The organism is Chthonomonas calidirosea T49 (genome assembly GCF_000427095.1).
Classification (GTDB): Bacteria; Armatimonadota; Chthonomonadetes; order Chthonomonadales; family Chthonomonadaceae; genus Chthonomonas; species Chthonomonas calidirosea.
In genome coordinates, this window is sequence record NC_021487.1 from 2,231,525 (window position 1) to 2,256,816 (window position 25,292).

The 25,292-nt window shown below is 53.3% G+C and carries 24 protein-coding genes and 1 riboswitch; of the genes, 7 read left to right on the forward strand and 17 right to left on the reverse strand.

Features of this window, described 5'->3' with window-relative positions:
- The first annotated feature begins 4 nt into the window (after positions 1 to 4).
- Positions 5 to 697: a hypothetical protein gene (locus tag CCALI_RS09265; protein ID WP_016483222.1), complete on the forward strand. Its 693-nt coding sequence runs from the start codon at positions 5 to 7 to the stop codon at positions 695 to 697.
- Here CCALI_RS09265 and asnS read toward each other — a convergent pair.
- Positions 694 to 2,094: an asparagine--tRNA ligase gene (asnS, locus tag CCALI_RS09270; protein WP_425481270.1), complete on the reverse strand. Its 1,401-nt coding sequence runs from the start codon at positions 2,092 to 2,094 to the stop codon at positions 694 to 696. The two genes, CCALI_RS09265 and asnS, sit on opposite strands and share 4 nt — an antisense overlap.
- 149 nt (positions 2,095 to 2,243) lie before the next feature.
- Between asnS and kdsA the strand changes: the two genes are divergently transcribed.
- Both kdsA and CCALI_RS09280 read left to right on the forward strand, forming a co-directional pair.
- Positions 2,244 to 3,092 (forward strand): 3-deoxy-8-phosphooctulonate synthase, encoded by an 849-nt coding sequence (gene kdsA, locus CCALI_RS09275; protein ID WP_016483224.1) that lies wholly within the window; start codon positions 2,244 to 2,246, stop codon positions 3,090 to 3,092.
- Positions 3,093 to 3,224: 132 nt separating this feature from the next.
- Positions 3,225 to 3,689: a hypothetical protein gene (locus CCALI_RS09280; protein ID WP_016483225.1), complete on the forward strand. Its 465-nt coding sequence runs from the start codon at positions 3,225 to 3,227 to the stop codon at positions 3,687 to 3,689.
- 26 nt (positions 3,690 to 3,715) lie between these two features.
- Here the strand turns inward: CCALI_RS09280 and aspS are convergent, their stop codons facing one another.
- The 8 genes from aspS to CCALI_RS09320 form a co-directional block, all read right to left on the reverse strand.
- Positions 3,716 to 5,515 (reverse strand): aspartate--tRNA ligase, encoded by a 1,800-nt coding sequence (gene aspS, locus CCALI_RS09285; protein WP_016483226.1) that lies wholly within the window; start codon positions 5,513 to 5,515, stop codon positions 3,716 to 3,718.
- Positions 5,516 to 5,667: 152 nt separating this feature from the next.
- Positions 5,668 to 7,185, reverse strand: a complete 1,518-nt coding sequence (locus CCALI_RS09290; RefSeq protein ID WP_016483227.1) for a hypothetical protein — start codon at positions 7,183 to 7,185, stop codon at positions 5,668 to 5,670.
- Positions 7,186 to 7,193: 8 nt separating this feature from the next.
- Positions 7,194 to 7,871 (reverse strand): LmeA family phospholipid-binding protein, encoded by a 678-nt coding sequence (locus CCALI_RS09295; RefSeq protein ID WP_016483228.1) that lies wholly within the window; start codon positions 7,869 to 7,871, stop codon positions 7,194 to 7,196.
- Between the two features lie 159 nt (positions 7,872 to 8,030).
- Positions 8,031 to 9,128, reverse strand: a complete 1,098-nt coding sequence (locus CCALI_RS09300) for a hypothetical protein (RefSeq protein WP_016483229.1) — start codon at positions 9,126 to 9,128, stop codon at positions 8,031 to 8,033.
- 2 nt (positions 9,129 to 9,130) lie between these two features.
- A complete protein-coding gene (locus tag CCALI_RS09305; RefSeq protein WP_016483230.1) occupies positions 9,131 to 9,877 on the reverse strand; it encodes an anti-sigma factor family protein in 747 nt (248 codons plus the stop codon).
- A complete protein-coding gene (locus tag CCALI_RS09310; RefSeq protein ID WP_016483231.1) occupies positions 9,874 to 10,461 on the reverse strand; it encodes an RNA polymerase sigma factor in 588 nt (195 codons plus the stop codon). The genes CCALI_RS09305 and CCALI_RS09310 overlap by 4 nt, the downstream gene beginning before the upstream one ends.
- A 121-nt stretch (positions 10,462 to 10,582) precedes the next feature.
- Complete coding sequence (rsgA, locus tag CCALI_RS09315; protein WP_016483232.1) at positions 10,583 to 11,620, reverse strand: ribosome small subunit-dependent GTPase A; 1,038 nt, start codon at positions 11,618 to 11,620, stop codon at positions 10,583 to 10,585.
- Positions 11,621 to 11,906: 286 nt separating this feature from the next.
- Entirely contained in the window at positions 11,907 to 14,705 is a 2,799-nt protein-coding gene (locus CCALI_RS09320; protein WP_016483233.1) for a UvrD-helicase domain-containing protein, read from the reverse strand.
- Positions 14,706 to 14,779: 74 nt separating this feature from the next.
- Here CCALI_RS09320 and CCALI_RS09325 point away from each other — a divergent pair, with 74 nt between their 5' ends.
- Genes CCALI_RS09325 through CCALI_RS09335 form a run of 3 tightly spaced genes read left to right on the forward strand, consistent with a single transcriptional unit; the run spans position 14,780 to position 16,872 of the window.
- Positions 14,780 to 15,574 (forward strand): ParA family protein, encoded by a 795-nt coding sequence (locus tag CCALI_RS09325; protein ID WP_016483234.1) that lies wholly within the window; start codon positions 14,780 to 14,782, stop codon positions 15,572 to 15,574.
- Entirely contained in the window at positions 15,528 to 16,388 is an 861-nt protein-coding gene (locus CCALI_RS09330; protein WP_016483235.1) for a ParB/RepB/Spo0J family partition protein, read from the forward strand. The genes CCALI_RS09325 and CCALI_RS09330 overlap by 47 nt, the downstream gene beginning before the upstream one ends.
- A gap of 7 nt (positions 16,389 to 16,395) precedes the next feature.
- Complete coding sequence (locus tag CCALI_RS09335) at positions 16,396 to 16,872, forward strand: NUDIX hydrolase (protein ID WP_016483236.1); 477 nt, start codon at positions 16,396 to 16,398, stop codon at positions 16,870 to 16,872.
- A 154-nt stretch (positions 16,873 to 17,026) separates the two neighbouring features.
- Here the strand turns inward: CCALI_RS09335 and flgM are convergent, their stop codons facing one another.
- From flgM to CCALI_RS15235, 8 genes are all read right to left on the reverse strand, one after another.
- Positions 17,027 to 17,344, reverse strand: a complete 318-nt coding sequence (gene flgM / locus CCALI_RS09340) for a flagellar biosynthesis anti-sigma factor FlgM (RefSeq protein ID WP_016483237.1) — start codon at positions 17,342 to 17,344, stop codon at positions 17,027 to 17,029.
- A gap of 57 nt (positions 17,345 to 17,401) precedes the next feature.
- A riboswitch (cyclic di-GMP riboswitch) is annotated at positions 17,402 to 17,489 on the reverse strand.
- A gap of 97 nt (positions 17,490 to 17,586) precedes the next feature.
- A complete protein-coding gene (ahcY, locus tag CCALI_RS09345; protein ID WP_075060781.1) occupies positions 17,587 to 18,864 on the reverse strand; it encodes an adenosylhomocysteinase in 1,278 nt (425 codons plus the stop codon).
- A gap of 92 nt (positions 18,865 to 18,956) precedes the next feature.
- A complete protein-coding gene (locus CCALI_RS09350; RefSeq protein WP_016483239.1) occupies positions 18,957 to 20,009 on the reverse strand; it encodes a nucleotidyltransferase family protein in 1,053 nt (350 codons plus the stop codon).
- A gap of 119 nt (positions 20,010 to 20,128) precedes the next feature.
- Positions 20,129 to 21,235: a DegT/DnrJ/EryC1/StrS family aminotransferase gene (locus CCALI_RS09355; RefSeq protein WP_016483240.1), complete on the reverse strand. Its 1,107-nt coding sequence runs from the start codon at positions 21,233 to 21,235 to the stop codon at positions 20,129 to 20,131.
- A 50-nt stretch (positions 21,236 to 21,285) separates the two neighbouring features.
- Complete coding sequence (locus tag CCALI_RS09360; RefSeq protein ID WP_016483241.1) at positions 21,286 to 22,185, reverse strand: sugar phosphate nucleotidyltransferase; 900 nt, start codon at positions 22,183 to 22,185, stop codon at positions 21,286 to 21,288.
- On the reverse strand, positions 22,169 to 23,122 hold the full coding sequence (locus CCALI_RS09365) for a Gfo/Idh/MocA family protein (RefSeq protein WP_016483242.1): 954 nt from the start codon (positions 23,120 to 23,122) through the stop codon (positions 22,169 to 22,171). The genes CCALI_RS09360 and CCALI_RS09365 overlap by 17 nt, the downstream gene beginning before the upstream one ends.
- Before the next feature lie 6 nt (positions 23,123 to 23,128).
- Positions 23,129 to 23,569, reverse strand: coding sequence for a type II toxin-antitoxin system death-on-curing family toxin (locus CCALI_RS09370; RefSeq protein ID WP_016483243.1), 441 nt, complete (start codon positions 23,567 to 23,569; stop codon positions 23,129 to 23,131).
- A gap of 22 nt (positions 23,570 to 23,591) precedes the next feature.
- A complete protein-coding gene (locus CCALI_RS15235; protein ID WP_016483244.1) occupies positions 23,592 to 24,734 on the reverse strand; it encodes a Nif3-like dinuclear metal center hexameric protein in 1,143 nt (380 codons plus the stop codon).
- Between the two features lie 190 nt (positions 24,735 to 24,924).
- Here CCALI_RS15235 and CCALI_RS16145 point away from each other — a divergent pair, with 190 nt between their 5' ends.
- On the forward strand, positions 24,925 to 25,209 hold the full coding sequence (locus CCALI_RS16145) for a hypothetical protein (protein WP_016483245.1): 285 nt from the start codon (positions 24,925 to 24,927) through the stop codon (positions 25,207 to 25,209).
- The last annotated feature ends 83 nt before the right edge of the window (positions 25,210 to 25,292 follow it).

The window sequence follows — 25,292 nt, forward strand, 5'->3', positions numbered from 1 at the left end:
TGCCGTGGAAACGGATACTCGGCAGACGTGTGAACCGCTTGGTGAGGTGGTAGAGACCAGTACCACAGCCTTCACCGCCCAATGTCATCCGCCTCGCCTGCATGCTCCGCCGGAGGTAGGAACATTTGTGCGCATTTTACCCCCCGGTGCTTCGCCCTCTGCCAACGGTGATTTCATAGAGGACCCCTTTCTCGAGCCGGAAGAGAGAGCTGCGCAGGTTGCAGCTCCGCCAGAGACGCTGTATGCGGTGGTAGTAGAGGCCTACACCACAGGTACCGATCCGGGCCGCAAGGCGATGGCTTACGGCCTGGATGAAGAGAGCCTACGGGCAGAGCAGCCGCAGATTTTTCATCTGCTAACCACCGAGTTTCGTGCCGTCCATTTGGCGGTGCAAGGCCCCAATCAAAAGCTACGTGGTGGCCTTCCTGCCGTTCCTCCACGCTTACATGCCTTTGTCTATCCCTGTACCCAAGCTGAGTTTTATGCGCTCACCGAACTGCCCGATCTGCCGCGACGCCTGCTCTTCTTACCGGAAATAGCTCTGCCAGATCCTCTGATCGTGGCCTGCCTCCGAAAGGCTTATGCGCAGCGTGGCAACGACTTCGACTTTCTGGTGCGCATGGGCAAACAGTTCGCTGTTCTCCTAAGAAGCGAGGCCGATCGGCTTAACGCCCTTCTACGCGATCTAGAACCTTAAAACTCCGCGGAGCCGGGGGTTCGTGGAAACGGAATAACGTCTCGAATGTTCTTCATGCCGGTTAGATAGAGCATAAGCCGTTCAAAGCCAAGACCAAAACCGGCATGCGGCGCGCTGCCGTACTTCCTCAGGTCCAAATACCACCAGTAGTTCTCTTCCGACAACCCACACTCTCGAATGCGCTGAAGCAGGACGTCATAGCGCTCCTCACGTTGACTTCCTCCAATGATCTCTCCAATGCGAGGGGCCAAAACATCCATGGCACGTACTGTGCGGCCATCCTCATTTACCCGCATGTAAAACGCTTTGATCTCTTTGGGGTAGTCGGTTACGATCACCGGTCGCCGAAACACCTCCTCTGTAAGATAGCGTTCGTGCTCACTTTGGAGGTCGGCTCCCCAATGCACCGGAAACTCCCAGTTTCGTCCGCTCTTTTGCAGAATCTCTATCGCTTCCGTGTAGCTCACATGCGCGAATGAGCTTTTGACAACATGCTCTAGCGTCTCTAAAACCTGTGGGTCGAAGCGTTTATTAAAAAATTCGAGGTCGGGCAAGCATTCGTCCATTACTTTTGCGATAATTGCTTTAAGAAACTCCTCTGCAAGAGCTATGTCATCTTGCAGATCGCAGAAAGCCATCTCCGGTTCCACCATCCAAAACTCGGCCAGGTGGCGAGGAGTGTTAGAGTTCTCAGCACGAAACGTAGGGCCGAAGGTATAGACGTTGGTGAAAGCGAGCGCAAAGATTTCGGCCTCCAGCTGCCCGCTTACCGTGAGGTAGGCCGGTTTTCCGAAGAAGTCCTGGCTGAAGTCTATTTCACCGATTCGCGGGCCCTCCCCATAGCGGGGAAGGTTCATGAGGTCTAAAGTCGTAACGCCAAACATGGCGCCAGCCCCTTCGCAATCCGACGTCGTAATGATAGGGGTATGCACATAGAGGAAGCCACGCTCCTGAAAGAAGTCATGAATAGCTTTGGCGAGGGCATTGCGCACCCGAAAGACGGCACCAAAGGTGTTGGAGCGGGGACGGAGGTGGGCGATCTCCCGCAGAAACTCCATAGTGTGTCCCTTTTTCTGGAGCGGGTAGCTGGCCGGATCTGCAGTGCCATACACAAAAATCGCCTTTGCCTTTAGCTCCACCGGTTGCCCTGATGCAGGAGACGGCACAAGTTCACCCTCCACGCGAACGCTTGCACCGGTGGTAACCTGTTTTAGAACGCTCTCCTCAATAGCACCATTTTCGATAACCACCTGCAGATCGGCAAAGCAAGAACCGTCGTTAATCTGCACAAAATGAATCCCTTTGCTATCCCTGCGCGTTTTTACCCATCCGTGCGCCACCACCGGCCGTCCAACATCGCCGGCAAGAATATCGCGGATATATTCCCCCTTCCGAATCATCTTCGCAGGCTCCTCCCTTCACACTTTTTTAGGTTCATGTTACCCCATTCTCACAACCTCGGTCGGCCGGATATGCGGCATTTGCAAAATATCCCATTTTTGGGATAAGGTATCTTTTAGGCTAAGACTTGGAAAGAGAGGATAAGATGCAAGCCGAAAAGGTAACCACGGTAGAGATAGAGGAAGTGCGTATTGGGGCGCCTGCCCAACCGCTCGCGCTGATCGGAGGCCCTTGCGTGGTGGAAAGCCTGGAGTTGTGCTTGGAGGTCGCCCGAACTGCCAGGCAGATAACTCAGGCATTGGGAATGGGCTATATTTTCAAGGCGAGCTTCGACAAAGCAAACCGCACTTCCAAAAACTCGTTTCGAGGACATGGCCTAGAGAAGGGCCTTGAAATTTTGGCGGCGGTAAGGCAGGAGGTGGGCGTTCCCGTGCTGACGGACGTTCATGAAACGTGGCAATGCGCTCCGGTGGCGGAGGTATGCGATGTGTTGCAGATTCCGGCCTTCCTTTGCAGACAAACCGATTTGGTGCTTGCTGCCGCCAACACCGGCAGGGCCATTAATGTGAAAAAAGGGCAGTTTTTGGCTCCATGGGATATGAAAAACGTGGTGGAGAAGGTTCTCTCTACGGGGAACAAGCGGCTCTTGCTGACGGAACGTGGAGTCTCTTTCGGCTACAACACACTCGTCGTTGACATGACAGGGCTACCGCAGATGCGGTCTTTGGGCTTTCCAGTAGTGTTCGACGGCACCCATAGTGTGCAGCGTCCGGGAGCTGCTGCAGGGGGAACGGCAACAGGCGGCCTTCGCGAATATATCCCTCATCTCTCGCGTGCTGCCGCCGCTGTAGGTATTGATGCGCTCTTTCTTGAAATCCATCCAGAGCCGGAAAAAGGCCTGTCCGATGCGGCTACGATGCTTCCCTTAGCCCAGCTAGAACCGCTTTTGCGGCAGGTGCTCGCTATTCATCAGATTGCTCACGGCATCTGTTGAGCGACCCTGTCGGCGTCCGCTTCACTGCGAGTTTAGGACAATAGGTGGTTGAGTCACGCCCTTTTTGAGGTCTCGTCTTCTAAAAGTGTGTAGTGAAAACTGCCAAAACATTGCGAAAGGAGGCGAGATGCCATGAGATATGCGAAACAAGGTTTGGCAGGTATGCTGGCGCTTGCCAGTATGATGGGGGCATTGACGCTCCCCTCTAAAGCGCTGGCCAGCGAGGAAGGGCGACGCAACACCACCTATGCGCTTGGCGCTGCTGCCGCCGCCCTATTGCTAACACAACATGATAAGACGGCGGGCATCCTCACCGGCCTCGCTGCGGCCTATGCTTACAAACGGTGGAACGACTCCATCACGGCTCGTCACCGCTGGGAGAGCTACTGGGGTCACCACTACAGGTACCAACCGCGATACTACCACCCGCCCTATCGTCCAGAGCGCTGGGACTCCGACCGCGATGGCGATAACGACCGTTACCGCCCGATAGCCTGGCATCACGATAACGGAAAACACCTTGGTTGGTACAAGCATGGGCGCATTCCACCCGGACATGAGCGGCGGGATCGCGACCACGATCGAGACGATCGCTAACTCCGAACCCGTAGCGAGGCTGCCCGCTAGCTCTTGCGCGGGATAATGCGGAGGCCTAGCTCTATGAGCTGGGCCTCCTCGACTTCTGAGGGGGCTTCCATCATCGGATCGTAACCAAGTCCCATTTTTGGAAAAGCAATGACCTCTCGAATGTTGGGCTCATCCAAAAGATTCATGATGAGCCGATCGATCCCAGCAGCAAAACCCCCGTGCGGCGGAGCCCCATAGGAAAAGGCCTCCAATAGATGCCCAAAACGCTCCTGCTGTTGCTCTCTGCCAATACCTAGAAGGTCAAAAACCTTCTGCTGGATGTCTGCCCGATGGATTCGAATGCTGCCCGACGCCGACTCCTGGCCGTTGCAAACGAGATCATAGCATTGAGCGCGTATACGGGCGGGATCGGTATCGAAATAGGGCAGATGCTCCTCGTAGGGCATTGTGAAGGGATGATGCTCGGCTTCCCAACGCTGCTCCTCCGCATTCCACTGCACGAGAGGAAAATCGGTTACAAAGCAGAACGCCAGCACATCAGGGTTACGCAGCCCACATCGCTTCCCGATCTCCAACCGCAGTCGAGACAGCGACTCTGCCACGATTTTTGGGTTGGCGTCGGCCACAATACAGAGCAGATCGCCGGCTTCCGCCTCGCAAAGCTGCAGCAAACGCTGCATCTGGTCGGCAGAAAAGAACTTAGCGATGTTGGATTTTACCCCCTGTGGAGTCGGTTCAAGGACGGCGATCGTGGCCAACCCTTTGGCCCCGAACTCCTTTACCAACTCGCCCAAGGCCTCTTGCTCTTTTCGCGAGAGCTGCGCCCCTTGGGGGTAACGCACGGCCTTTACCTGCCCGCCGGCCTCTATGGCCGCTCGAAAAACTCCGAACTCCGTCTCTTGCGCAAGCGCTGTGAGATCGCAGAGCGTGAGGCCGAACCGGAGGTCGGGCTTATCTGTTCCGTAGAGTCGGAGCGCCTCATCGTAGGTAAGGCGAGGGAATGGGGTAGATAGAAGTCGTTTTTCGCTAAGCTGTTGCACCACCGCCGTCATCACCTTCTCGATAATCTGTAGGACGTCTTCTTGGGTAACAAACGACATCTCCACATCGAGTTGGGTGAACTCGGGCTGACGATCGGCGCGTTGAGCTTCATCACGAAAGCAACGTGCAATCTGGAAATAGCGCTCACAGCCGGCAACCATCAACAGCTGCTTATACTGTTGCGGCGACTGCGGCAGTGCGTAAAAAAGGCCTGGTTGCAACCGATAAGGCACAAGATAGTCCCTTGCCCCCTCAGGTGTGGATTTTGTGAGAATGGGCGTTTCGATCTCTAAAAAGCCTTCGGCATCCAACAGATCGCGGATCAACTTCACCACGCGATGACGAAGCTCCAAAATGCGCATCATTTTTGGACGTCGCAGATCGAGGTACCGATGCTTTACTCGCAGCGTCTCATCCACAGTGCGCATCTGATCTTCATCGTTCAGAGGAAAGGGAAGAGTTTTAGCCGTGTTGAGTATCTCGATCTGTTGTGCGGCGATCTCAACGTTGCCGGTAGCAAGCTTAGGGTTCTCCGTGCCAGGCTTGCGCAGACGCACTAGCCCGCGAAGGCTTAGCACATACTCGGTTCGAAGAGCATTTGCCGTCTCAATGAGATGAGGTACGTCTGAACGATCAACGACCACCTGCACCAGGCCGGTGCGATCTCTCAAGTCAATGAAAACAAGATCGCCAAAGGTGCGCACACGGTGCACCCAACCGTTCAAAACAACCTCTTGTCCCACATGCTCTTCCCGCAAAGCTCCACATGCTATGGTGCGCTGCCAATAAGCCACGAATACCCTCCTTTAATCTCCTCTTGTTTTTTGCAAAGAACGCCGTCCTGTTGGTGCAAGCGTTATACCTAGAAAGGATTGTGGTTCATTTTACCCCTTGTCTCTATACGTCGCACCAGCGTTACGCTACCGCCAGCCGGTTGTACGGTGGTTTATAATGGGTTACTACGTCTGAACAGATAGAACGCAGGTACAGCCATTGGGTGTGACGGATCGTGCCATACATGAATAAGACGATAGTGACCCTCCAAACGCTCTGCAAACGGAAGCGTCCGCTCGTATCGGACAAGCATCTGGTACTCTCCGGCGCGTAGTAGCACGAAATCCGGCAGAAAATGGCTCCAAAGTGCGTGCAGTGGTGATGGGTAACGCTTTGCATAGAAAGGCAAAACTTGTGGTGAGACCAGCCCGACGGTATCTAGCACGCGCAGGCCGCTAAAGTAACCGATGTAGCCTATTGGCTCCAGCATAAGGGTCTGATAAGGATGTGCGTGTGTGTGAAGCCAAACTCCTATAGGTAAGCGCAGTCTCTGCTCGGCCATCTGCGCCCGCTTCAAGGTGCGATAGGCATAAGGAACGGTGACGGTAGCTAGCAACAGGCTGGCCAGAGCTGTAGCAACCAGCGGCGAAAGGCGAAATCGGTTGGGCAAGAGACGCGCGCCGAGCGCAAACCAGCCAAGCATGCCCCAGAAGTAGAAGAGGGGAGAGGGTGGTACAAAGTACCAGCCGAAAAGGAAAACAGGGGAGAAAGCCATTGCGGCATAGTAGGTTAGCATCCAAAGCAGAGAGGCCAACAAGTTGGTGTTTTGCGACTGGAGAGTGGTCTCTTTGTGAACGAAGCCCCAAACTGCCTGCAAAATTGCGAGGATGCAACCTACACTCATACATCCTTCGAAAGGGTGCATCAACATATGACTCAAGAAGGGCTTAAGCTGCGGCAAAGGTCTGGCATATTCACGAGAGTACACGATCAGCTTCGCCGGGACAGATGTGGGGATGAACGAGCCAAAATAGATGGTTGCGAAAACAAGCCAGGGAAGAACGATTAAGCAGAATAGAAGCAACCCTTTCCATGGAAAACGGTGCAGTCGTAAGAGCGAATCGCCTAAAAGGAAGAGGGCAAGCACCCCTCCATCAACGCGCAATAGCAGCAGAAGAGCAGCGCAAAACCATGTTACAAGCTCTTTTTCCAGTATCTGCCCGAGAAAGCTGCCCATAATGGCTGCGGCTACAGGCCCTACCTCCATTCCTCTGGCGGCCCAGGTAAGGTTGAGCGGAAAAAGGGCCACAGCCCATGCTGCCCCTAAACCCACCCCCGGCCTGCCCACTGCTCTTCCTAACCGATAGGCTCCAAGAGCCGTCAATAGATCGCATGCAATTCCTAAGAGCTTCCCTCCCAGCAAGGCATTGAGATGGAGGCGAAATAACAGCGCGAGCCAGAGAGTGTACAAAGGCGTTGTTGTCCCTAAAACATGTTCACCGGGATTATAGACAAACCCTACACCCTGTGCAATGTTGGCCGCATAGCGCAGAGTAATATAGACATCTTCTTCAGTGGCACCGGTAAGCAAGAGGGGGATTCGTGCTATCAGTGCGACGGTGAGCAGCAAAAGCAACGCCACTGTGTAAGGGTCATGCCAAACCTCTCTGAGGCGATCACGTAACGCCATAAGCGACCTTAGCTATTCGCCTTATCGCTAGGAGTGGGAAGTGAGGTTAGGGAGAAAGGAGCCGTAGCGACCTGAGGGGATGATGGGGTAACGAACGGCCAGGAGAACTGCACAGCAGCACGTACGATAAGCCGCCCTGGCTCACAGCGAATATCCTGGAGTACCACGGGAAAGGGAAGTTGGTGCAGGCTCAAAAGAGGCAGTTCGTTGATCAGACGCTCTATATGCTGCACCGCCATCTCCGGCAGTGCAAAACCGGTACGTACCGACTTCAGCTCCACACGAATCTGGGTTGTGCTGGCGATCGCGGGCACAACCTCAGCAGTGAACGGCACGAGGAGATTCGATAAAAAGGGAAGGTAGAGATTTTTTTGAGCGGGAAGGAACTTGCCATCAACGATCGTCTTGCCCGAAAGCAGCCGTATCCGCAGCTCGCGTACCGGCGCGCTTGGTGGCGTAAAATCGCGAAGGAGGGAGTTGAGAGTAACCTCTGATAGGACTAGAACAACGGAGATGAGGTCTGCGGACAGTTGTGGTTTTAAACCTCCTGCTTGATCAAGCTCAAAGCGAGCGGAGGCAAGCTCGATTGTCACCTCATCCACGTGCAGTATTCCGGGGAGTTGGGGTAGCTGCAGGGCAACGTGATGCAGACGCACTTGGCCGTCCGTGCACTCGAAACTTATCACCTCACTCACATTCCTTATGCCAATGCATTGAGGCTATTTTAGCACATGAAACAGCCCGATACCGCATCTCTTACTCTGACCATTTAAACGCCAATAAGCCATGTTCCCTTTAGATTTTGCGTTGCGCCCGGCCTCGACTTTTGATATCATTCCCGACGCTTAGACGTCTGTCCCCTCTATCGGATGAAAGCGTGTGCGAACCCAAAGGATCGCCGAGCCAAGCCCTCCAACCGCTACAATGGCGATGGCTAAAACTCCTATAAGTGACAGACCGAAGATACCTAGCAAGAGATTTGCAACCATCAAGAACGTGATGCCAGCGGCCGCTTTACGCGGCCAGTTGGTGAGATAGGCAGCATACTTTGGAAAGCGCTCTATGAGCTTATCCATCAAGGCTGCCGATCCACAAAGCCACCCTACTCCTAGCCCACAAAACATCAGCAGCACCCAGGCTATGGCGAGAGGAGCTATGTAGAGTTTGTAGCTGGTTGCACATAGACTCCCCAAGGCCACTCCGGTGCAGAGCAAGATAAGTAAGCTACCTATCCCGTGCCCTACCGCCTCGCGCGGCCGGTCCAAGAGGGTAAGGCTGACATTTTGTGCCCACCGTGGGGCTAAGCCCGCAAGAATGACTGTTCCCAAAAGACCATAAAGCCACAATCCCAGCAGTGTGAGAGGTCGCGAAGGTGGCGCCGACTCGGTATCGGCAGGTGCGTGATAAGTTGCGATTGTGTTAGTAAGCGTGGGAGATCCTATCGGCAGGTAAGTGCTCGCATCGCCATCCGTCATCATATTAACCGTGGTTGCGGACGAACTCCCTAGCGAATCGGATCGCTCATTTAATATGTACCCTCGGTTGGGAGTTGACTTAAAAAAGCAGGTGACCCTCAGATTTGGTGTTGGGTGAATAGTTTTCAGCGGTTTGGTCTTGCGAGCCGATTCAAAAAGCGCAACCTCATGCACAATGGCTTTGGGAGATATTTCCAGGGTGGTGGGGCCTTGAAAGAGTTTGATCGCTCCATCGATTCGGGCGCCTGGGGCGACGATAACGCGCGGGCACTGATAGGCATAGACATCTTTCAGAACATGGCCTTCTATGAACAGAGCTTGATGGAGCGCTTTAAGTTGTTCCTCTTTGGCATTGGCAGGTACACGAAGCAGAGCGGAATGAAGGTTCTGTGAATCCTGCCCCCAGCAGGGTAGAACCAAGAGAAGATTCATCAGGATGGACAAAGAGAAAAGGGCTCTTGCACGCATCGCTACATTCCTCCTCGCCAGAGTGGACGACGCCGATAGCGCATGAATGCTGCCAACACCGCCAACAGGGCAATATCAAAAAGAACCCCTGCCAGCTCCGCACTTCCTCCTTCCTGCCAGATGTGAAGGAGAGTATCGAGAGAAGCCGCCAACGACTGCAGCACATTAGCAACCAGCCAGCCTAATAGGGGAACAGAGCGCATGGAAGCAGCAAATTCGCGCAGTATCTGAACCCCTATCTCCAGATTAGCCCCTAGCACGAGTCGCCCCCAAGCGCTTGCTATGAGGAAAAGGAAAACCCCCATAAAAAGCGTCGCAGCCAATAGGCCATATCGGCCTAAAGTCTCTTTGGGAGTCTGCAGGTGGCTCTGGAGTTGACTCGCCGATTCCTCAGAGAACTCATCGCGCATGCGTTCAGGAGAGATAACAGGAGGTGCGAGAAACTGCAGACGCCTTAGCACTTGATCGGAAAAATCCGATGGAGGGTCAAGCATCGGAAGCTCTTCAAGGCACATCACCACCTGCTGCATTAGCGCAAACTCCTGTGCGCACTTGGTGCAGACGGCCAGATGGACGTTGAGCGCTACGGCCTGATCAGGGCGCAGCGAGCCGTCGTTCTCAAGCAGTTCCGGCAGATATCGGCGAACTTCTAGGCAAAGCTCTTCACTGGCCGCTTCTGCGGAGTGAGTAAGATAGAGCGGCTTTTGACCGTGTTGTTCTTGCTGCTCATGAAATTGATGTTCCATCATTTTATCTCTAATGCCGTGGCTAACCGTTCACGAAGCATCTCGCGCGCACGAAAGAGGTGGGTTTTTACCGTGCCGGCAGGTATATCCAGTGTCTGCGCGATCTCTTCCACACTCATGCCTTGGAGATGGCGCAGAATGACAACCGCTCGATAGCGAGCCGGTAACGTGTTGATGGCATTTTGTACCATCTCCTGCGTGGCATGGCGTATCGCCATGATTTCAGGGTCTGAAGTGCGAGCCTCCGCGGCGGGTTCACGGCCCTCTTCCAATTCGGAATCAAGAGAGAGCGCTCCCTTTGACTTTCTTGATCGCAGGAGGTCAATGGACAAGTTGGAGGCGATCTTAAAAAGCCACGTTAGAAAGCTTGCATCTTTTCGAAAGGAGTGTAGCGACTGAAAGGCGCGCAGGAACGTCTCTTGACTAATGTCTTGAGCATCCTCTGCATTGCCCATCATTCGGTAGGCGAAATTATAGATTTGGCGCTGGTAACGCTTTACGAGTTGATCATAAGCGGACCAGTCCCCACACAGCGTACGCTGCACGAGGTCGGAATCCTTTTCTTCCACGAGTGTGATCGTCCCCATTGGTCTCACGGAGCGCTCTCTTTCTTGAAGAGACTACGCAGCCGTGAAGTATTCGGTTTCAAGAGTTTTCCTAACTTCATTCTCCACAAAGGTGATTAGCTCTATTTCTAGGGATGCGAGGTTATTTAGGACGACTTTGCTCTAGCTCATGTGCGATTTCGAGGAAACTTCGATAGCGTCTGGCAGAAAGGTGGCCCTGTTCCACCGCCATTTTAATGTTACATCCGGGCTCGGTTTCATGTCGACAGTCCCGAAACCGACAGGGGGTAGCCAGAAACGGTCTAAAATCAACAAAGCATTCCGCTAACTCCTGTCGCGAGAGGGCAGGCAGCTCCAACTGCCGTAGACCAGGAGTATCGGCTACCCATCCGCCTCCTTCCAGAGGAAAAAGCTCGCGCACCGTTGTGGTATGTCGTCCTCGATGGGTAACATCGCCCACAGCGCCAACCTTCAGATGCAGGCCCGGTTGCAGAACGTTTAGAAGGCTCGACTTGCCGACCCCGGAGGGGCCAGTGAAGGCCGAAATTCGTCCTCGCAACACGTGCCGAAGCGGTTCAATACCGGTCTCCTTCAAGGCGCTTGTTGGCAAGACTTTATAGCCAAGAGCCGCGAACTCACCGAAACTCCTCTGAAACTGCGTCTCATCCACTAGGTCGCGCTTGTTGGCTACCAATACGGCTTCCAAACCAAATGCCTCGGCTGCCACCAGCCAACGGTCTATGCGCCATGGATCGGGGTTCGGCTCGGCACAGGCGAAGACCACAACCAGCTGGTCTAGATTGGTTACCAGCGTTTGCTCTTTGCCACGAAAAGCTGCCCTTGCAAAGCGTGTCCGGCGAGGTAGTACCTCCTCAATGACACCGGTATGGTCAGGTAAAATGGAAAAGAGCACCCGATCGCCAACCGCCACGACGTCGGTCTGTGGCGGCATTTTTGCCTTGACGACCCGGCGAGGGAGCGCAGCGCTCTCTGTGTAGGTAAGCTGTTTACGAAGCGTTCCCCTTAAGATGCAGGTATAGCGGGGCGGATCGCTGCTCTTATCCGCCTCAGCCTGCACAATGTAGGTGCCGCTTAGGACCTTCAACACGATGCCTTCCTGCAAATCCCCGCAGGCCATTTCGCCTTTTTCGTTCTGAGCTTTAGATGCCTCCGACGTCATTCTGCCTCCTCTGTTCCCCTGCTCACGAAGGATGCATAGGAACTACCTCAAGGATGGGAAGTCCATTCACCACGATGCTATCGCACCGCAGCTCCCGTCCAATGACAAAACAGTCGTTTGCTACCAGCGGTGGTCTCTTTACGAAGAATTCCTTTTATGAAGGATGCCGTTAAAGCTGCAAGGAGTATATTTTCAACAAGTCCGTTTAAAGCGAGTTACATTAGGAACGAGCTGCAGCCCGTAATCGTATCCTCGTCTATTATACCGCGAATAGAGCTAGCAACGCCTATTCACTCCACCCTTTGAAGTCCGTTGCACCTTCCATAGCCTTTGTCAGGTTTGCCAGCACTTCGGCAAGGTCATCTATCCTCTTTTCTCTTAGATAGGCTTCATTGGCATCACTACTTACTCCGCTATGAGCTATGGCCATTACGCGGGCTCTTAGTCCTCCCACCAGAGATCGTATCTGCGGTTCTTGCGGAGCATCGTTCACGCCTAGCAGAGGAAACAGCAAAGAAGCCCAACTCTCTGAGGAGGACGATAGATCGTTGAGGCATCCCGAAAGCAGAAGATGCTCCTTTGCACGGGTAAGAGCGACATAGAGCAACCGCATGGCCTCCTCTTGATCGCGCTTTAACCGCATTGCCTCGATGACGCTGTAGGCGAGATCGGGTTTCCCCATAATTCGAGAGCCGATGGCCATGGTTTTTCCATGGCAGATAAACAGCTCCTGAGAAGGCAATTGAAACGGATGAGAAAGATCGGCCAAGCAGACCAGTGGAAACTCCAACCCCTTAGCCCGATGGATGGTCAGCATTCGCACCACATCCGCCTCCTCCTCTTCCGTTGGCGCATCGCCTTCGCGCGGAGAGAGTTTTTCTATCTCCTTAAGTTGCTGAATAAAGGCGGAGACACCGAAAACCGGCTCTGTGCTTGCCATTTGTAGAAGCTTGCGCATATTTGCCAGTCTCCTTCGCCCATTAGGCCGACTTAGGAGACAGATGTCGTAGTTCGTGTGCAAAATGAGCCTCTCTAAAATCTGACCGACGGGGAGCCTATCTGCTTGTGCTCGGAGCGTCTCCACGATCTGCAAAAAGCAATGGAGCCTTTCTTTTTCTCTTTCGGTTAAAACCCGTGAGCTTAGGAGAGAACCTAGGTAAAGATGAAGCGGCTCAGAGCTTCTTTCTCTCCGAAGGCGATGCAGTTCCACCAACGAATCGATCCTTAGCCCTACAAACGGCGAGCGTAATACTGCAGTCAACGCTATATCATCGAAGGGAGTATCGAGATAAAGTAGAGCATTCAAAAGATCGCGCACCTCTTGCCTCGCATAGTAGCCACGCCCTCCACCCACTACGAAACAAGGTACTCCTTGACTTGCAAAAGCCTCTTCATAAAGGGCGATCTTCGTTAGGCTACGAAAAAGCACGGCGATATCGCGCCAGCGTATCGGCTCGCCACATCTCGGATCGGAGCGAGCCGTGATACGTAGCTGCCCCTTCTCCACAATCTCACGAATGCGAAAGGCTAAAGCCTCGGCTTCTCTAAGAAGGTAAGCATCTCTACGCATATTTTTCGCAAGCAGAATCTCTATGGAGGGCGCTTCCTTTGGCAAGAAGTCTGCTCCAGGCGTTAGCGGCTCAAAGCTTTCTAGTGCGAAGGCTCTTTGTCGAAATACCTGATCGACCAGTCGAAGCACCTCAGGTCGAGAACGAAAATTGTCGGCAAGACGCACGTGGATAGCCTCTCTTTTATTTTCCGCGTCTCGAACGGCCTCACGAAACAGCAGAGGCTCCGCTCCACGAAAGCCGTAGATAGACTGTTGGATGTCACCGACCAGAAATTTTCTGTTACAAATTTGCCCGTCTTCCTTATGCAGCAGTTCGACGAGGCGTACTTGCAGAAGATTTGTATCCTGAAACTCATCTACTAGCAGGTGACGGAAGTGTTTTTGATAGCGATGGCGCACTGCCGGAAAATTTTCCAACAGTTGTATCGCCTTGCTCTGAAGATCCTCCATATCCAGGCAGCCGAGTTGGCGCTTACTCTTCTCATACGCCCGCCATACCTGCAGCAGAAGCACCACAAAACTATGACAGAAGCGGATCGCTTGTTCCTCTAGCTCGCGGCTCGTTTTATGCACTTTCAGCGCTTGGGCAACCGCCTCTTTTATGCGATAGAGAAGAGGCAAGAGATCATGTTCGCTGGGGCCACTTGCGTAAACGATGCGTCTATTTACAAGAGGCTTTATTTTTTCAAACCATCCCAATAGCAAGTTGGGATCGCCACTGTTTAGAGGACATGCAGTGATTTGGTTGTCTAACTTGCTAACGATCGCACGCATCTCGCTTCTCAGGTTTCCAAGAAGCGGCATAAGCGCTTCACGACAAGCCAGTATCTCAGCGACGAGAGGTTCAAAAAAGCCACGTACAGCCACTAGGTTTCTTCTGGCGATCCCATCGAGCGCCTCGGCAGCGAGAGCTTCAACATCTTCTCGTTGCCATCCAGCATTTCTTAGGGTCATGAGTACCTGTTCCACCGCCTCTGCCAACAATCCAGATGCATCATATCCACTTTGCAATTCATGCTGTTTATTTTGTATTGCTATAAGGAGTTCCTGTATCCATCTGTCGTTCTTCTCCACAAGGCGATCTAACTCTATCTCGCAACAGCGACGTAGAAGCTGAGCGGCTCTCACCTCGTCAAGCGCTTGAAACTGGGGATCTATCTGGGCTTCAAAAGGGTTTTCCAACAGTAGGCGCGCACAAAACCCATGTATGGTGCTAATGTAGGCATTTTCAATCTGATGGAGCTCCTCTATCAGATTCCGCTGTCGAAAGGCCTCAATGATCCGGTTTTTCATTTCGCGCGTGGCCTTATCGGTGAAAGTTATCACAAGGATCTGTTCGGGCGTAGCCCGAAGCTCTTCCGCAAGGCGCCCACACTTGCTCCCGACAACTATCCGAATGAAGCGCTCCACCAACACTTTGGTTTTTCCCGACCCTGCGCCTGCAGACACACAGACGTTCCTATCCAAAGTCTCGATAGCCTTACGCTGCGATCGGGTGAAAGTAGCACTCAACATCCATCTCCTCACGTATCTACCTACTTCTTGGAGTATACTCTTTTCAACATGTGTTGGCGTCCCTCGGATACGATATGACCACAGTATACGCAATTGTCAATCAAAAAGGCGGGGTTGGAAAAACCACAACAGCCATCAACATCGCCGCCTACACCGCGTTGGCAGGCGCTAGAACGCTGCTTATTGACCTTGACCCACAGGGCAATGCAACAAGCGGCCTTGGCATCAACAGAAAATCCTTGGAGTACTCGACTTACGAGGTGCTAGTGGAAGGTCATCCTCTCCTCGAGTCGCTTGTAGAAACTCCTATCACGGGCCTTTCACTGCTTCCAGCCACCATCGATCTTGCGGGCGCCGAGTTAGAGTTAATGCCTAAAATCGGGCGAGATAGCTATCTACGTGAGGCCATCGAGCCGGCTACAGACCACTTCGATCTGATCTTCATAGATGCGCCTCCCTCTTTGGGCATTCTCACGGTAAATGCTCTGGTAGCCGCGGAAGGCCTTATCATACCCCTTCAGGCCGAGTTCTATGCTTTGGAGGGGATCTCACAGCTTTTGCGCACCATCGAGCTCGTACGCCAGCGATTGAACCCTAAATTGGAGATCGCCAAGGTGATTTTGACGATGGTCGACTCCCGTACCCGTCTCTCACAACAAGTCGCTGATGAGGTACGCCAATTTTTAGGGGACAAAGTCTCTGCGATTGAGGTACCTCGCAATGTGCGATTATCCGAGGCACCCAGTCATGGACTTCCTATCGCTCTCTACGATCCCCGCTCCCGCGGGGCGCTTGCCTACAAGAAAATTGCGGAGGAGATATATGGCCAAACGCGGACTCGGTCGCGGCCTCGCCATGCTACTTCCTGAGGCCGCTGATATCCCTCAGGGTCAGGTACGCGAGATAGATATTTCTGAGGTTCTTCCAAATCCTTATCAACCACGAACCCTCTTCGACCCGGTGGCACTTGAAGAGTTAGTGCAATCTATTCGCGAGCATGGGGTGCTTCAGCCCATACTCGTGAGGGAGACCGAATCGGGCAAATTTGAGGTTGTGGCCGGTGAACGTCGCCTTCGTGCCGCCCAACGAGCTGGGCTCACTCGTATCCCTGCTATGGTACGTTCCTGTTCCGATCGGGAAATGCTCGAGGTGGCCATCGTCGAGAACCTTCAACGTGAGGATATCACCCCCATCGAAGCCGCCAAAGCCTATCTTCGAATGATGCGCGAATTCGGCCTAACCCAAGAGCAGGTTGCTCAACGTGTTGGGAAGACCCGCACCGCGATCGCCAATGCGCTCCGCCTTCTACAGCTACCAGAGGAGGTTCAGGAGAGCATTGAACGTGGAGAGATCACCGAAGGGCATGGCCGTGCCCTTATGATGGCAGAGCGTCCCGAGGTGATCTTACGTCTCTGGACTGTTGTTAAATCGCGTGGGCTATCCGTAAGGGAAACAGAGCGTCTGGCCAAAGCCTCCCGCCATTCTGCCGCTCCGCCTTCCGTTTCTGCTTCTTTTTCTCCCGACCCGCAGATCCAATACATTCAAGAACGTCTTCAGGGCGCCCTTAAGACACGTGTAAGCCTCCACTATGCTTCGAGCGGCGCAGGTTGCATCGAAATTTTCTTCTACTCTCTCGATGAACTAGAACGTCTTCTCGATCTCCTTGTGCCTCAGGAAGGTTAAACGCCCAATGAACAAAGAACGTTTCTACTTCCACGATCCGCTGGCTCCCTCACCCAATGTACCGCTCTCCCCTGGTGTCTCCGCCGTTCTCATGGACTCCATCGGCCGCATTTTATTCCTTAAGCGTCATCTGAGCGACTACTGGTCATTACCTGGGGGGCGTATTGACCTCCTTGAATCCGCTGCGGAATGTTGTATCCGCGAGGTTTTGGAAGAGACAGGTCTCTTGACCCGTGTTGTCCGCCTCATCTCGATCAACACCGACCCGACGAGCATCGTCGCCTATCCCGATGGAAATGTGCATCGCAGTTTCGTTCTGTGCTTTTTGGTGGAGCATGTTGAGGGCAAGCTGCGACTTGGAGAGGAAGCCACAGATTTTCGTTGGTGTACTCCCTCAGACTTGGAATCTCTGCTCGTTATTCCAGACAGTCGTCAGAACGCGCTTGATGCTTGGGCAAACCGGCTTACGACCTTTATTCGCTGAATGTCAAACGTTTGACAGTATCCACTCCACTCCAATTTACCCAAAGAGCATCTCCATGCTTCAACGGGGTTCTAAGAGAGCTTCCGAGGGACTAGGGAAACTTAAAAGGGGCAGGAAAACTCCTGCCCCTTTTGTTGCCTGGAGTCAACAGTGATCACAGTGCCGTGTTGTCGGCAAGGGTGCGTCGGATCATGAGGTCTGCAACATCTTCTCCACTCACGTGGTACTGACCACTCTCTACAAGAGCCTTTAACTGCATCACACGGTCCATTCGAACATCAGGAACCTGCTCGATAGCCTGTTTGACCTTTTGGATATCCTGCGCCTTGGCGGATATCTCAACGGATACAGCCTCCGAACTAATCGAGGACGAATCACTGTTTTGAGAACGCGCGATGCGACTTTTGGCGCTCCCACCACGTATGGGTGTTGTGGCCAACAGACGATTCACTTCCTCAGTAGATATCTGCATTGTTTTGCCTCCTCTCCTGACTATTAGGACGCGAACATCGCGCCAGACTGAGTCGAGGACGGCAACCTGGCAACCATGGGGGACAACCCCCTACAGGCCCATGGCTTTGCGCCCCCACATTTCTATGGGTTTGCCTTTTCTACGTCTCCCGATTCCTAATTATTGGAACTTTGCTGTAATATCTTTAGGGACATCGGCTAACAACAGAATATTCTATGGGGGATAGCGATGTCAAGGGGCACTTAGGTACCCAACTTCCAAGAGGAGAGATACTCTTTTTGCTCGGGTGTAAGTGCATCAATCTGATACCCCATACTTTCAAGTTTTAGACGAGCGATCTGGGCATCAATGTCTGATGGTACGGCGTGAACGGCTTTGCCTAACTCATGGCCGTGTCGCACCATATATTCGGCACAAAGCGCCTGGTTCGCAAAGGACATATCCATAACGGCCGCAGGGTGACCTTCCGCTGCTGCGAGGTTGATGAGGCGCCCTTCACCGAGGAGAAAAAGACGTCGCCCATCTGGCATGGTGAACTCCTCGACGAAATCACGAACCGTACGACGGGAAACCGCCATCTCTTCGAGTGCCGGAATGTCAATCTCCACATTAAAATGACCCGAGTTCGCCAAAATCGCCCCGTCTTTCATGACTTCAAAATGCTCACGGCGCAAGACGTGAGTATCACCAGTGAGCGTACAGAAGATGTCGCCGACCTTTGCCGCTTCCAACATGGGCATGACGGAATAACCGTCCATAACGGCCTCGAGAGCACGCACAGGATCCACCTCTGTAACGATGACCTGAGCCCCAGCACCACGAGCGCGCATGGCAACACCACGGCCACACCAGCCATAGCCTGCTACGACAAAACGAGTACCGGCCAAAAGGCGATTGGTGGCACGAATGATGCCGTCTATCGTGGATTGACCGGTTCCGTAGCGGTTATCAAAGAGGTGCTTGGTTGCCGCATCGTTAACAGCAATGATGGGGTAGGCGAGCACTCCCTCAGCCGCCATTGCGCGCAGACGAATGACTCCCGTCGTCGTCTCCTCGGTACCACCAATGATGTTAGGTATAAGCTCAGTTCGCTCGCTATGGATAACTCCAACCGTATCGGCTCCATCATCCATCGTGATCGTTGGACGCGCGTCAAGCACTGAGTGAATATGCCGGTAATAGGTGGAGTGATCTTCCCCTTTGATGGCAAAAGTGGGAATGCCATATTCTGCCACGAGAGCTGCGGCCACATCGTCCTGGGTGGACAGCGGGTTCGATGCGCAGAGATAGACCTCGGCACCAGCAGCTTTCAGCGTGATGGCAAGATTGGCTGTCTCCGTGGTAACATGGAGGCAGGCTGCAATAGTTACACCACGCAAGGGTTTTTCGCGCTCGAAACGAGAGCGAATGCTTCGTAGAACGGGCATGTCCATCTCAGCCCATTCGATGCGGCGCTTACCTTGAGCGGCCAGGGACAAATCCCGTACATCGTGCGGAATGGAAACAGTGTTGTTTTGCATATTGGTCGAATTCGTCAATCCTTCTCTCCCATTTCATATTTTGTTGCTTCTATACAGCACTTTTGTGTAGAAATTCTAATAAGAACGATTCATCATGATTGACCGTTTTCATGGCGTTGTGGGTTCACGATGATACCATCAAAAATGGCTGCGTTCGTCTTTACTCGACAGTTGCGCCCAACAACACAGCGCTCGAGATGTGTGTTGCGCATGACCACAGAACCATCCCATAAAATGCTCTCCTGAACCGTCGCGCCCTCCTCAACGGCACAGTTGTTTCCGATGACGGTATGTTCGAGGACGCGCGCTCCGGCTAGTATCTGCACATTGTTGCCAATTGCAACCGGATAGCCTATTTCAGCAGTCGGGTCGATCTCCACATTTTCGCCCATCCACACAAATTTACGAACTTCCTGCAAGGCAATACGCGCTTTAACCCTACCTTCTAGCATGTCGCGATGCGTCTGCTGGTACACCTTAAGGTTACCTACATCGCGCCAATAGGCCGCGGTAAGGTGACCGAAGAGGGGCAGTTTTTGTTCGAGCAGCATCGGGAAAACTTGCTTCCCAAAGAGGTAAAAAACATCGTGAGGTATCAGCTCAAAGATGGCCGGCTCGAAAACGTAAACGCCCGTGTTGGCGGTGTTAGAGAAGATCACCTCGCCTTTGGGTTTCTCTAAAAACCGTGTAATGCGCCCTTCCTCGTTCATAAGAACGATCCCATATTCGCTGGGATCATCTACAATAGAAAGGGCGATGGTGGCGAGAGCTTTCTTCTCCCGATGAGTCTTGAGCAGTCGAGAGAGATCCATATCGGTTAAGTCGTCTCCACCGATCACCAAGAACGTCTCGTCTTTGAAAAAATCTTCGGCACGCTTTAGACTGCCCGCATCTCCCCAAAGCTGATCTTCATAGGCCCAGTGTATGCGGGCCCCCCAACGCGATCCATCCCCAAAGTAGGCGGCTATTTGGTCGCCGAGATAGTGCAGATTCACCATAATTTCGGTGAACCCATGACGAACCAAAAGCTCGATAAGATACTCCATCACGGGACGATTGACGATGGGAACGAGCGGTTTGGGAACATTACGGGTAAGGGGATCGAGGCGTGATCCAACCCCAGCTGCCAAAATCATCGCTCTCATATTCGTTGTTTCAGCTCCTTAGCAAGGAAGTTCCAAATGTAGAGGCAGTTATCGCCTCCTCATTTTTAGACTATTTTCGGCATCCTAAAGGTGCGTTCTTGAACATAACCTGCGCAATGTTAGGCACTATCAAGGAAGTTACATATGCACTCGGCCACATACTCAACCTGCTCCGTAGTAAGTTCCGGCACAACAGGAATGGAAAGCACTTCACGTGTAGCCCGTTCTGCACAGGGAAAGTCACCTAAATGATAGCCGAGGCTCGCATAAGGAGGCTGAATATGAAGCGGTTGTGGGTAGAACACCTTGCTGTCTACCCCATGCTGCTGAAGATATGCTTGCAGTGCATCGCGCTGTGGATGGCGGATAGTGTATTGATGGTAAACATGGTAGTTTCCAGGTTCGATGCCGGGCAACGTTACACTTGTGCCCGCAAGAAACGTCTGATAGAGAGCGGCATGCTGCCTCCTTGCTTCGTTCCACTCCTCTAGCATAGGGAGCTTTGCTAGCAGCACTGCAGCCTGCAGAGTATCTAGTCGGCTGGTATAACCGATGACCTCGTAGTGGCCATAACCGCTTTGACCATGTACGCGCAGCATACGGACGGTGCTCGCAATCTCGGCATCGTTCGTAAGCACCATGCCACCATCCCCAAAAGCGCCGAGATTTTTTGTGGGGTAGAAGGAGAGAATCGTTGCATCTCCCGTCTCCGCAACTCGAATGCCGCGCTGCTTTGCTCCGATGGCTTGAGCCGCATCTATAATAAGTTTAAGATTATATCGCTTGCATAGCTCCTGAAGTTGTCCTCGATCGACCATTTGGCCAAAAAGATCTACAGGAAGAAGCGCACGCGTACGAGGTGTAATCGCCTGCTCAATGCGGGCAACGTCTATGTTAAAGGTACAGAGATCGATGTCCACGAACACGGGGCGAGCTCCAACGAGCATAATCGCCTCACTTGTCGCCCCAAAGGTAAAAGGTGTGGTTATGACCTCATCTCCAGGCCCAATACCGCAGGCGCGTAAGGCTAAAACGAGGGCGTCGGTGCCTGAGGCTACACCGATACCAAAACGAGCACCGCTTAACGCGGCAATCTCCGATTCGAGCTTATGAACAGCATCTCCATCAATAAAACAAGCGGTCTCACAAACGTGAGCTATAGCAGCATCAATCGTTTCTTTCAAACTTAGATACTGCGCGCGTAAGTCCACAAGCGGTACTCTCAAAACACTCCTCCCCAGCGGGTTTCGAATATGGCTTCAGAGGCCCTCGCTGTTTATTTGCCAACTACTATACCCGAATCTGAAAAACGTGTTAATTCTTTGGCGGCCACTCGACGTATCTGCGCTCCGTACTCCGGATCATTCATCGCCGAGCGCACCGTCTCCATGAGAAAACTGCCCCAGCTCCCGATATCCCGCCTCGCTTCACCCTCTAACAGAGGAACCGCAACGGCACGTGGTTGAGAACCTAGCAGATGATGAAGCGCATCCGGGATATTCCACTCGCCACGAGGGTCGGGAGAGCTTCGGCGAATGGCCTCGAAAATGGTGGGTTTGAGTATCCAGCGTGCGGCCACTACAAAGGAGCTTGGAGCCGCATCTACCCCAGGCTTCTCTATAATATCGTGAATGAGAAATGGGGTCGCCTGTGATACCGTTTCTACTGGAGCTACTACCCCATAACGGGAGAGACGCTCCCTCTCCACCTCCTCCACCAAAACAGCCGCTTCGACCTGGTGCTGTTCGAAGGCCTGTATAAGACGTTTCAGTGGAGCACCTACAGGCGATGAATCGAGAATGCAGTCTCCAAAGGCCACTACGAAAGGCTGCGCACCAACCCACTCCGCAGCATATAGCAGCGCATCCCCCGAACCTTTTGGCTCCTCCTGAACAGCAAAGGCAAAATGCAAACCAGTGCTAGCTCCCACAATCTCCTCGAGATAGGTACGTATTTGCGGCTTGCGCGGGGAGATAACAAACAGGGCCTCGCGAATACCCGCTGCATGCAGCTCCTCCATCACATAATCTAACACGAGTTTGCGACCTACCGGCAGCAGCTCTTTAGGTAGTAGATGGGTTAGGGGGCGCAGACGGCTGCCTTGGCCAGCGACCGGCACAACCGCGCGGGTTATACTCGATGACACTGCTTCTGAAGTTTCAGTTGGAGCGATCATGAAGCGCCTCCTCTAAAACCCGCAGAGCGCATACTCCATCCTCACCACGTACTTCTAACCTCCGTAGGCCGAATACGGCTTCAGAAAAGTGGGAAAGAGCATGCTCTAACCGGTCGCGCCCTTCTTCATGACGGCTATACCAAAGCGGATGATCAGCGGTTGTGAAATGGAGTACCCCCTCTTCATAATCGAGCACTGCAGCCCCCGCAGAACCGTAGACCTCGAACGCACTTTTGCCAGCAGGCGGTGCAACCATAATCTCAACAGTACCTAAAGCTAACTCCGATTCCAACAGGAGCACAAGTATCGCATAAGGGCTACCGGGTTTGTCGCGCCATCGGCCAACCCCTCTTCTTATCTCTCCACAGAACGTGCGAAAAAGATCGATGGCGTGTAGGGCCGCATTGACATAGGAAGCACACCCATCATTGGGCGATCCAACGACACCGAGTTCAGATAGTTCTCCCATGGAGCTGCCAAATCGGCATCGAAACATCAAGGGACGACCAAGATCGTCATTCTCGATCAAATCTTGCAGAAAAAGACAGGGTGGATGAAAACGCTGTGTAAAGAGGGGCATGAGAAGGCGTTCTTGCAATTCAGCCATACGGATGAGCTCGGTCGCCTGTGCTACGCTAGCGGTGAATGGAACTTCGCATACAACGTGCGCGCGCGCCTTTAAGGCCGCCAAAACCGCCTCGAACTGGGCAGGTGCCGGCAGGCAAACATCCACAATATCGTAGGTGGCGTCTCGCAACGTATCGTCTAGGCTTGTGAAGGCCGCACAGTTCGGAATTTGCTCTGCCAACGGAGCGACTTTGGCAACATCTCTGTCGCATAAAGCCACCACCTCCACACCGGCGAGGGCTAGCCAGCGCTCCAGATGCGCTTTCCCAGCGGCACCACACCCCAGAATCGCCACCCTCTGGGCCTGCATAAACCTCTAGTCCCCCGGTAAAGCCAATTGAAGTGCCTTAGTATGCTGCAAGCATTGGTGTTGAACAAAGATGCGCAAATCCTCCTGGATCTGCGTTTCGGCAGGCACCACCATCTGCTCAATGGCCTGATGAGCGTCAATAACACCACGCTCTAGATCGCGTAGAATCCGCACCAACTCCTCATCGGAGACAGCCGTGCGATAGCCATTGCGATTCAAGAAAGTTAGGGTGGCAATGAGGGCCGTACGACGGTTCCCTTTGGCGAAAGGCGGAGAAAAGAGCAGCCGACGTAGAAAGGTAGCCGCCTGAGCCAGCACTTCCTGACTATTACCGTAGCGGTACTGGCCGGCCATTGCCGATTCAAGGGCGATATAGTTGAACGGCTGCATCTCACCGGTGACTACCGTGTTGATCCAAGCTATGTCATGTGTTGTTAGATACTCCATAAGGCTAACCTTTCATCGCTCTTTAGGGAGCGTACTCTATTGTTACGCCTCTGCCGCCGAAAACCTGCCGTAGTCTTTCGGTCAGTCGCTTTAGCCCTGGTGCTACGGCAGGCAGAAAGCCGATGTCTACAAGTAGAGGAGGGGGTACCCCTATCCAGTCGCTGGGCGAAGTTCCGCCAGCGATATAAACTTCTACCTCCTGCTCTCGAGCAGCACCGAGAAGATCACTATGAACGCCGGTTCCTACCCCGATGGCCACATGTCTTACCTCGGCATTAGCTATCTGTGGATCAGGAGGAGTGTATCTTAAGCGGTATGCCGTCCCTAAATCCAAAGCGTGTTCGAGGGTAGAAAGAAGCTCATCGAATGCCACCGGCTTCTCCAGGTGAACCTTGCGCCCTCGTCCACAGGGCACTCCGCAATGGTATAGCGGGTAGACATCGTAGGCAACCTCCTCATAGGGATGGACTGCTTTAACGGCCTCTACCACCGCAAATAGTGCATGCTGCGGCACGACCATCTCCAAACGCACCTCTTCGACCTCTTCGAGGTTTCCCCTCTGGCCAATGGCCGGGTTCGCCCGTTCTGAAGGGAGAAAGGTGCCCTTGCCAAGCAGCTGGAAAGAGCAGTAGGTGTACTCTCCGATGGTTCCAGCTCCGGCCTCGGACGCCGCCTGATGCACCTTACATACGGCCTGTGGTGGCACAAAAACGACTAATTTGCACTGCTGTTCTGTACCCGCTCTACATAGAGGCTGCGACTCAGGAAATCCAACCGCCTCTGCCAAACACACATCGTAACCTTCTGACGCAGCAGCGTAGCTTAAGGGTAATACGTAGAGAGCGATCCGCCTCTCAAGAAGCTTTAGCAGCAGCCGATTAGCCGGTGTCCTCCAATTGAACACAATAGGAGGCGTCTCAAAAAGCGGTGTCGCAGAGATGAGGAGAACCCTTTTGTCTGAAGGAAGCGTGGCGAGAAGAGAATCCGAGGGTTGAGGCACCACATATATCTGATCCACAAGGTCTGCGGGTGTCCCAACCTGTAAGTTCGAGATAGATCTCAAGAGTGCAGCAGAAGGGTCGAGAGAGGGACACAGGCTTTCCAAAAACGAGACAATCTCTTGTATGGACGGAGCCACAACGCTATGGCGCACTGGTCGAGTCATCGTTCTTTCAATGGAAGTTTGTGTCGTTCCCTACCCCTCTTCCTTGCTCTCCTCCTGAGGCGGTTGTGATGCCTGAGTCTCCTCCGGTGTTGAAGAGGTCACTTCCGTGCTCGCCTGAGCCTCTTGTGCGACCGAAGCCATCTCCTTTGGCTTTTCCGATGCTTTTTTCCGGGGTCGTGAGGCCCGAGCGGTGGATGCCTTTTCTGTCGGGGTTTCCGCAACCGCCGAAGAGGGCGTTGCTACGGCCGCCTCAGAGGCCTTAGGTCGCTCACGCTCGCGTCGCTCTGGAGCTGTCGGTCGAGGTCTCGGCCGTGCCGTGGTGGTTGGGGCAGCAGTAGCGGTTCGTCCTGATGTTCGTGCAGAGGACTTACTGCTGGCCGCTTTCGCCGCCTTTATACGCGCCTTTATCCGTTCTTCCTGGCGCTTCCGCATGCGGCGAATCTCTTTTGCTCGAATACGCACTCCTTCCTCCTAAAACAGGTATTAGCCCAATAGAGGGCAAAAACCGTAGAAGCAAATTTTAAACAAACAGCTGTTGAAACCGGCTTGAAAGTATAC

What these genes read in the sequence shown, in the direction of transcription:
- kdsA (WP_016483224.1), top strand. Translation starts at nt 2,244, where the DNA reads ATGCAAGCCGAAAAGGTAACCACGGTAGAGATAGAGGAAGTGCGTATT.
- CCALI_RS09280 (WP_016483225.1), top strand. Translation starts at nt 3,225, where the DNA reads ATGAGATATGCGAAACAAGGTTTGGCAGGTATGCTGGCGCTTGCCAGT.
- CCALI_RS09290 (WP_016483227.1), bottom strand. Translation starts at nt 7,185, where the DNA reads ATGGCGTTACGTGATCGCCTCAGAGAGGTTTGGCATGACCCTTACACA.
- CCALI_RS09300 (WP_016483229.1), bottom strand. Translation starts at nt 9,128, where the DNA reads ATGCGTGCAAGAGCCCTTTTCTCTTTGTCCATCCTGATGAATCTTCTC.
- CCALI_RS09305 (WP_016483230.1), bottom strand. Translation starts at nt 9,877, where the DNA reads ATGATGGAACATCAATTTCATGAGCAGCAAGAACAACACGGTCAAAAG.
- CCALI_RS09310 (WP_016483231.1), bottom strand. Translation starts at nt 10,461, where the DNA reads ATGGGGACGATCACACTCGTGGAAGAAAAGGATTCCGACCTCGTGCAG.
- rsgA (WP_016483232.1), bottom strand. Translation starts at nt 11,620, where the DNA reads ATGACGTCGGAGGCATCTAAAGCTCAGAACGAAAAAGGCGAAATGGCC.
- CCALI_RS09320 (WP_016483233.1), bottom strand. Translation starts at nt 14,705, where the DNA reads ATGTTGAGTGCTACTTTCACCCGATCGCAGCGTAAGGCTATCGAGACT.
- CCALI_RS09325 (WP_016483234.1), top strand. Translation starts at nt 14,780, where the DNA reads ATGACCACAGTATACGCAATTGTCAATCAAAAAGGCGGGGTTGGAAAA.
- CCALI_RS09330 (WP_016483235.1), top strand. Translation starts at nt 15,528, where the DNA reads ATGGCCAAACGCGGACTCGGTCGCGGCCTCGCCATGCTACTTCCTGAG.
- CCALI_RS09335 (WP_016483236.1), top strand. Translation starts at nt 16,396, where the DNA reads ATGAACAAAGAACGTTTCTACTTCCACGATCCGCTGGCTCCCTCACCC.
- flgM (WP_016483237.1), bottom strand. Translation starts at nt 17,344, where the DNA reads ATGCAGATATCTACTGAGGAAGTGAATCGTCTGTTGGCCACAACACCC.
- ahcY (WP_075060781.1), bottom strand. Translation starts at nt 18,864, where the DNA reads ATGCAAAACAACACTGTTTCCATTCCGCACGATGTACGGGATTTGTCC.
- CCALI_RS09350 (WP_016483239.1), bottom strand. Translation starts at nt 20,009, where the DNA reads ATGAGAGCGATGATTTTGGCAGCTGGGGTTGGATCACGCCTCGATCCC.
- CCALI_RS09360 (WP_016483241.1), bottom strand. Translation starts at nt 22,185, where the DNA reads ATGATCGCTCCAACTGAAACTTCAGAAGCAGTGTCATCGAGTATAACC.
- CCALI_RS09365 (WP_016483242.1), bottom strand. Translation starts at nt 23,122, where the DNA reads ATGCAGGCCCAGAGGGTGGCGATTCTGGGGTGTGGTGCCGCTGGGAAA.
- CCALI_RS09370 (WP_016483243.1), bottom strand. Translation starts at nt 23,569, where the DNA reads ATGGAGTATCTAACAACACATGACATAGCTTGGATCAACACGGTAGTC.
- CCALI_RS15235 (WP_016483244.1), bottom strand. Translation starts at nt 24,734, where the DNA reads ATGACTCGACCAGTGCGCCATAGCGTTGTGGCTCCGTCCATACAAGAG.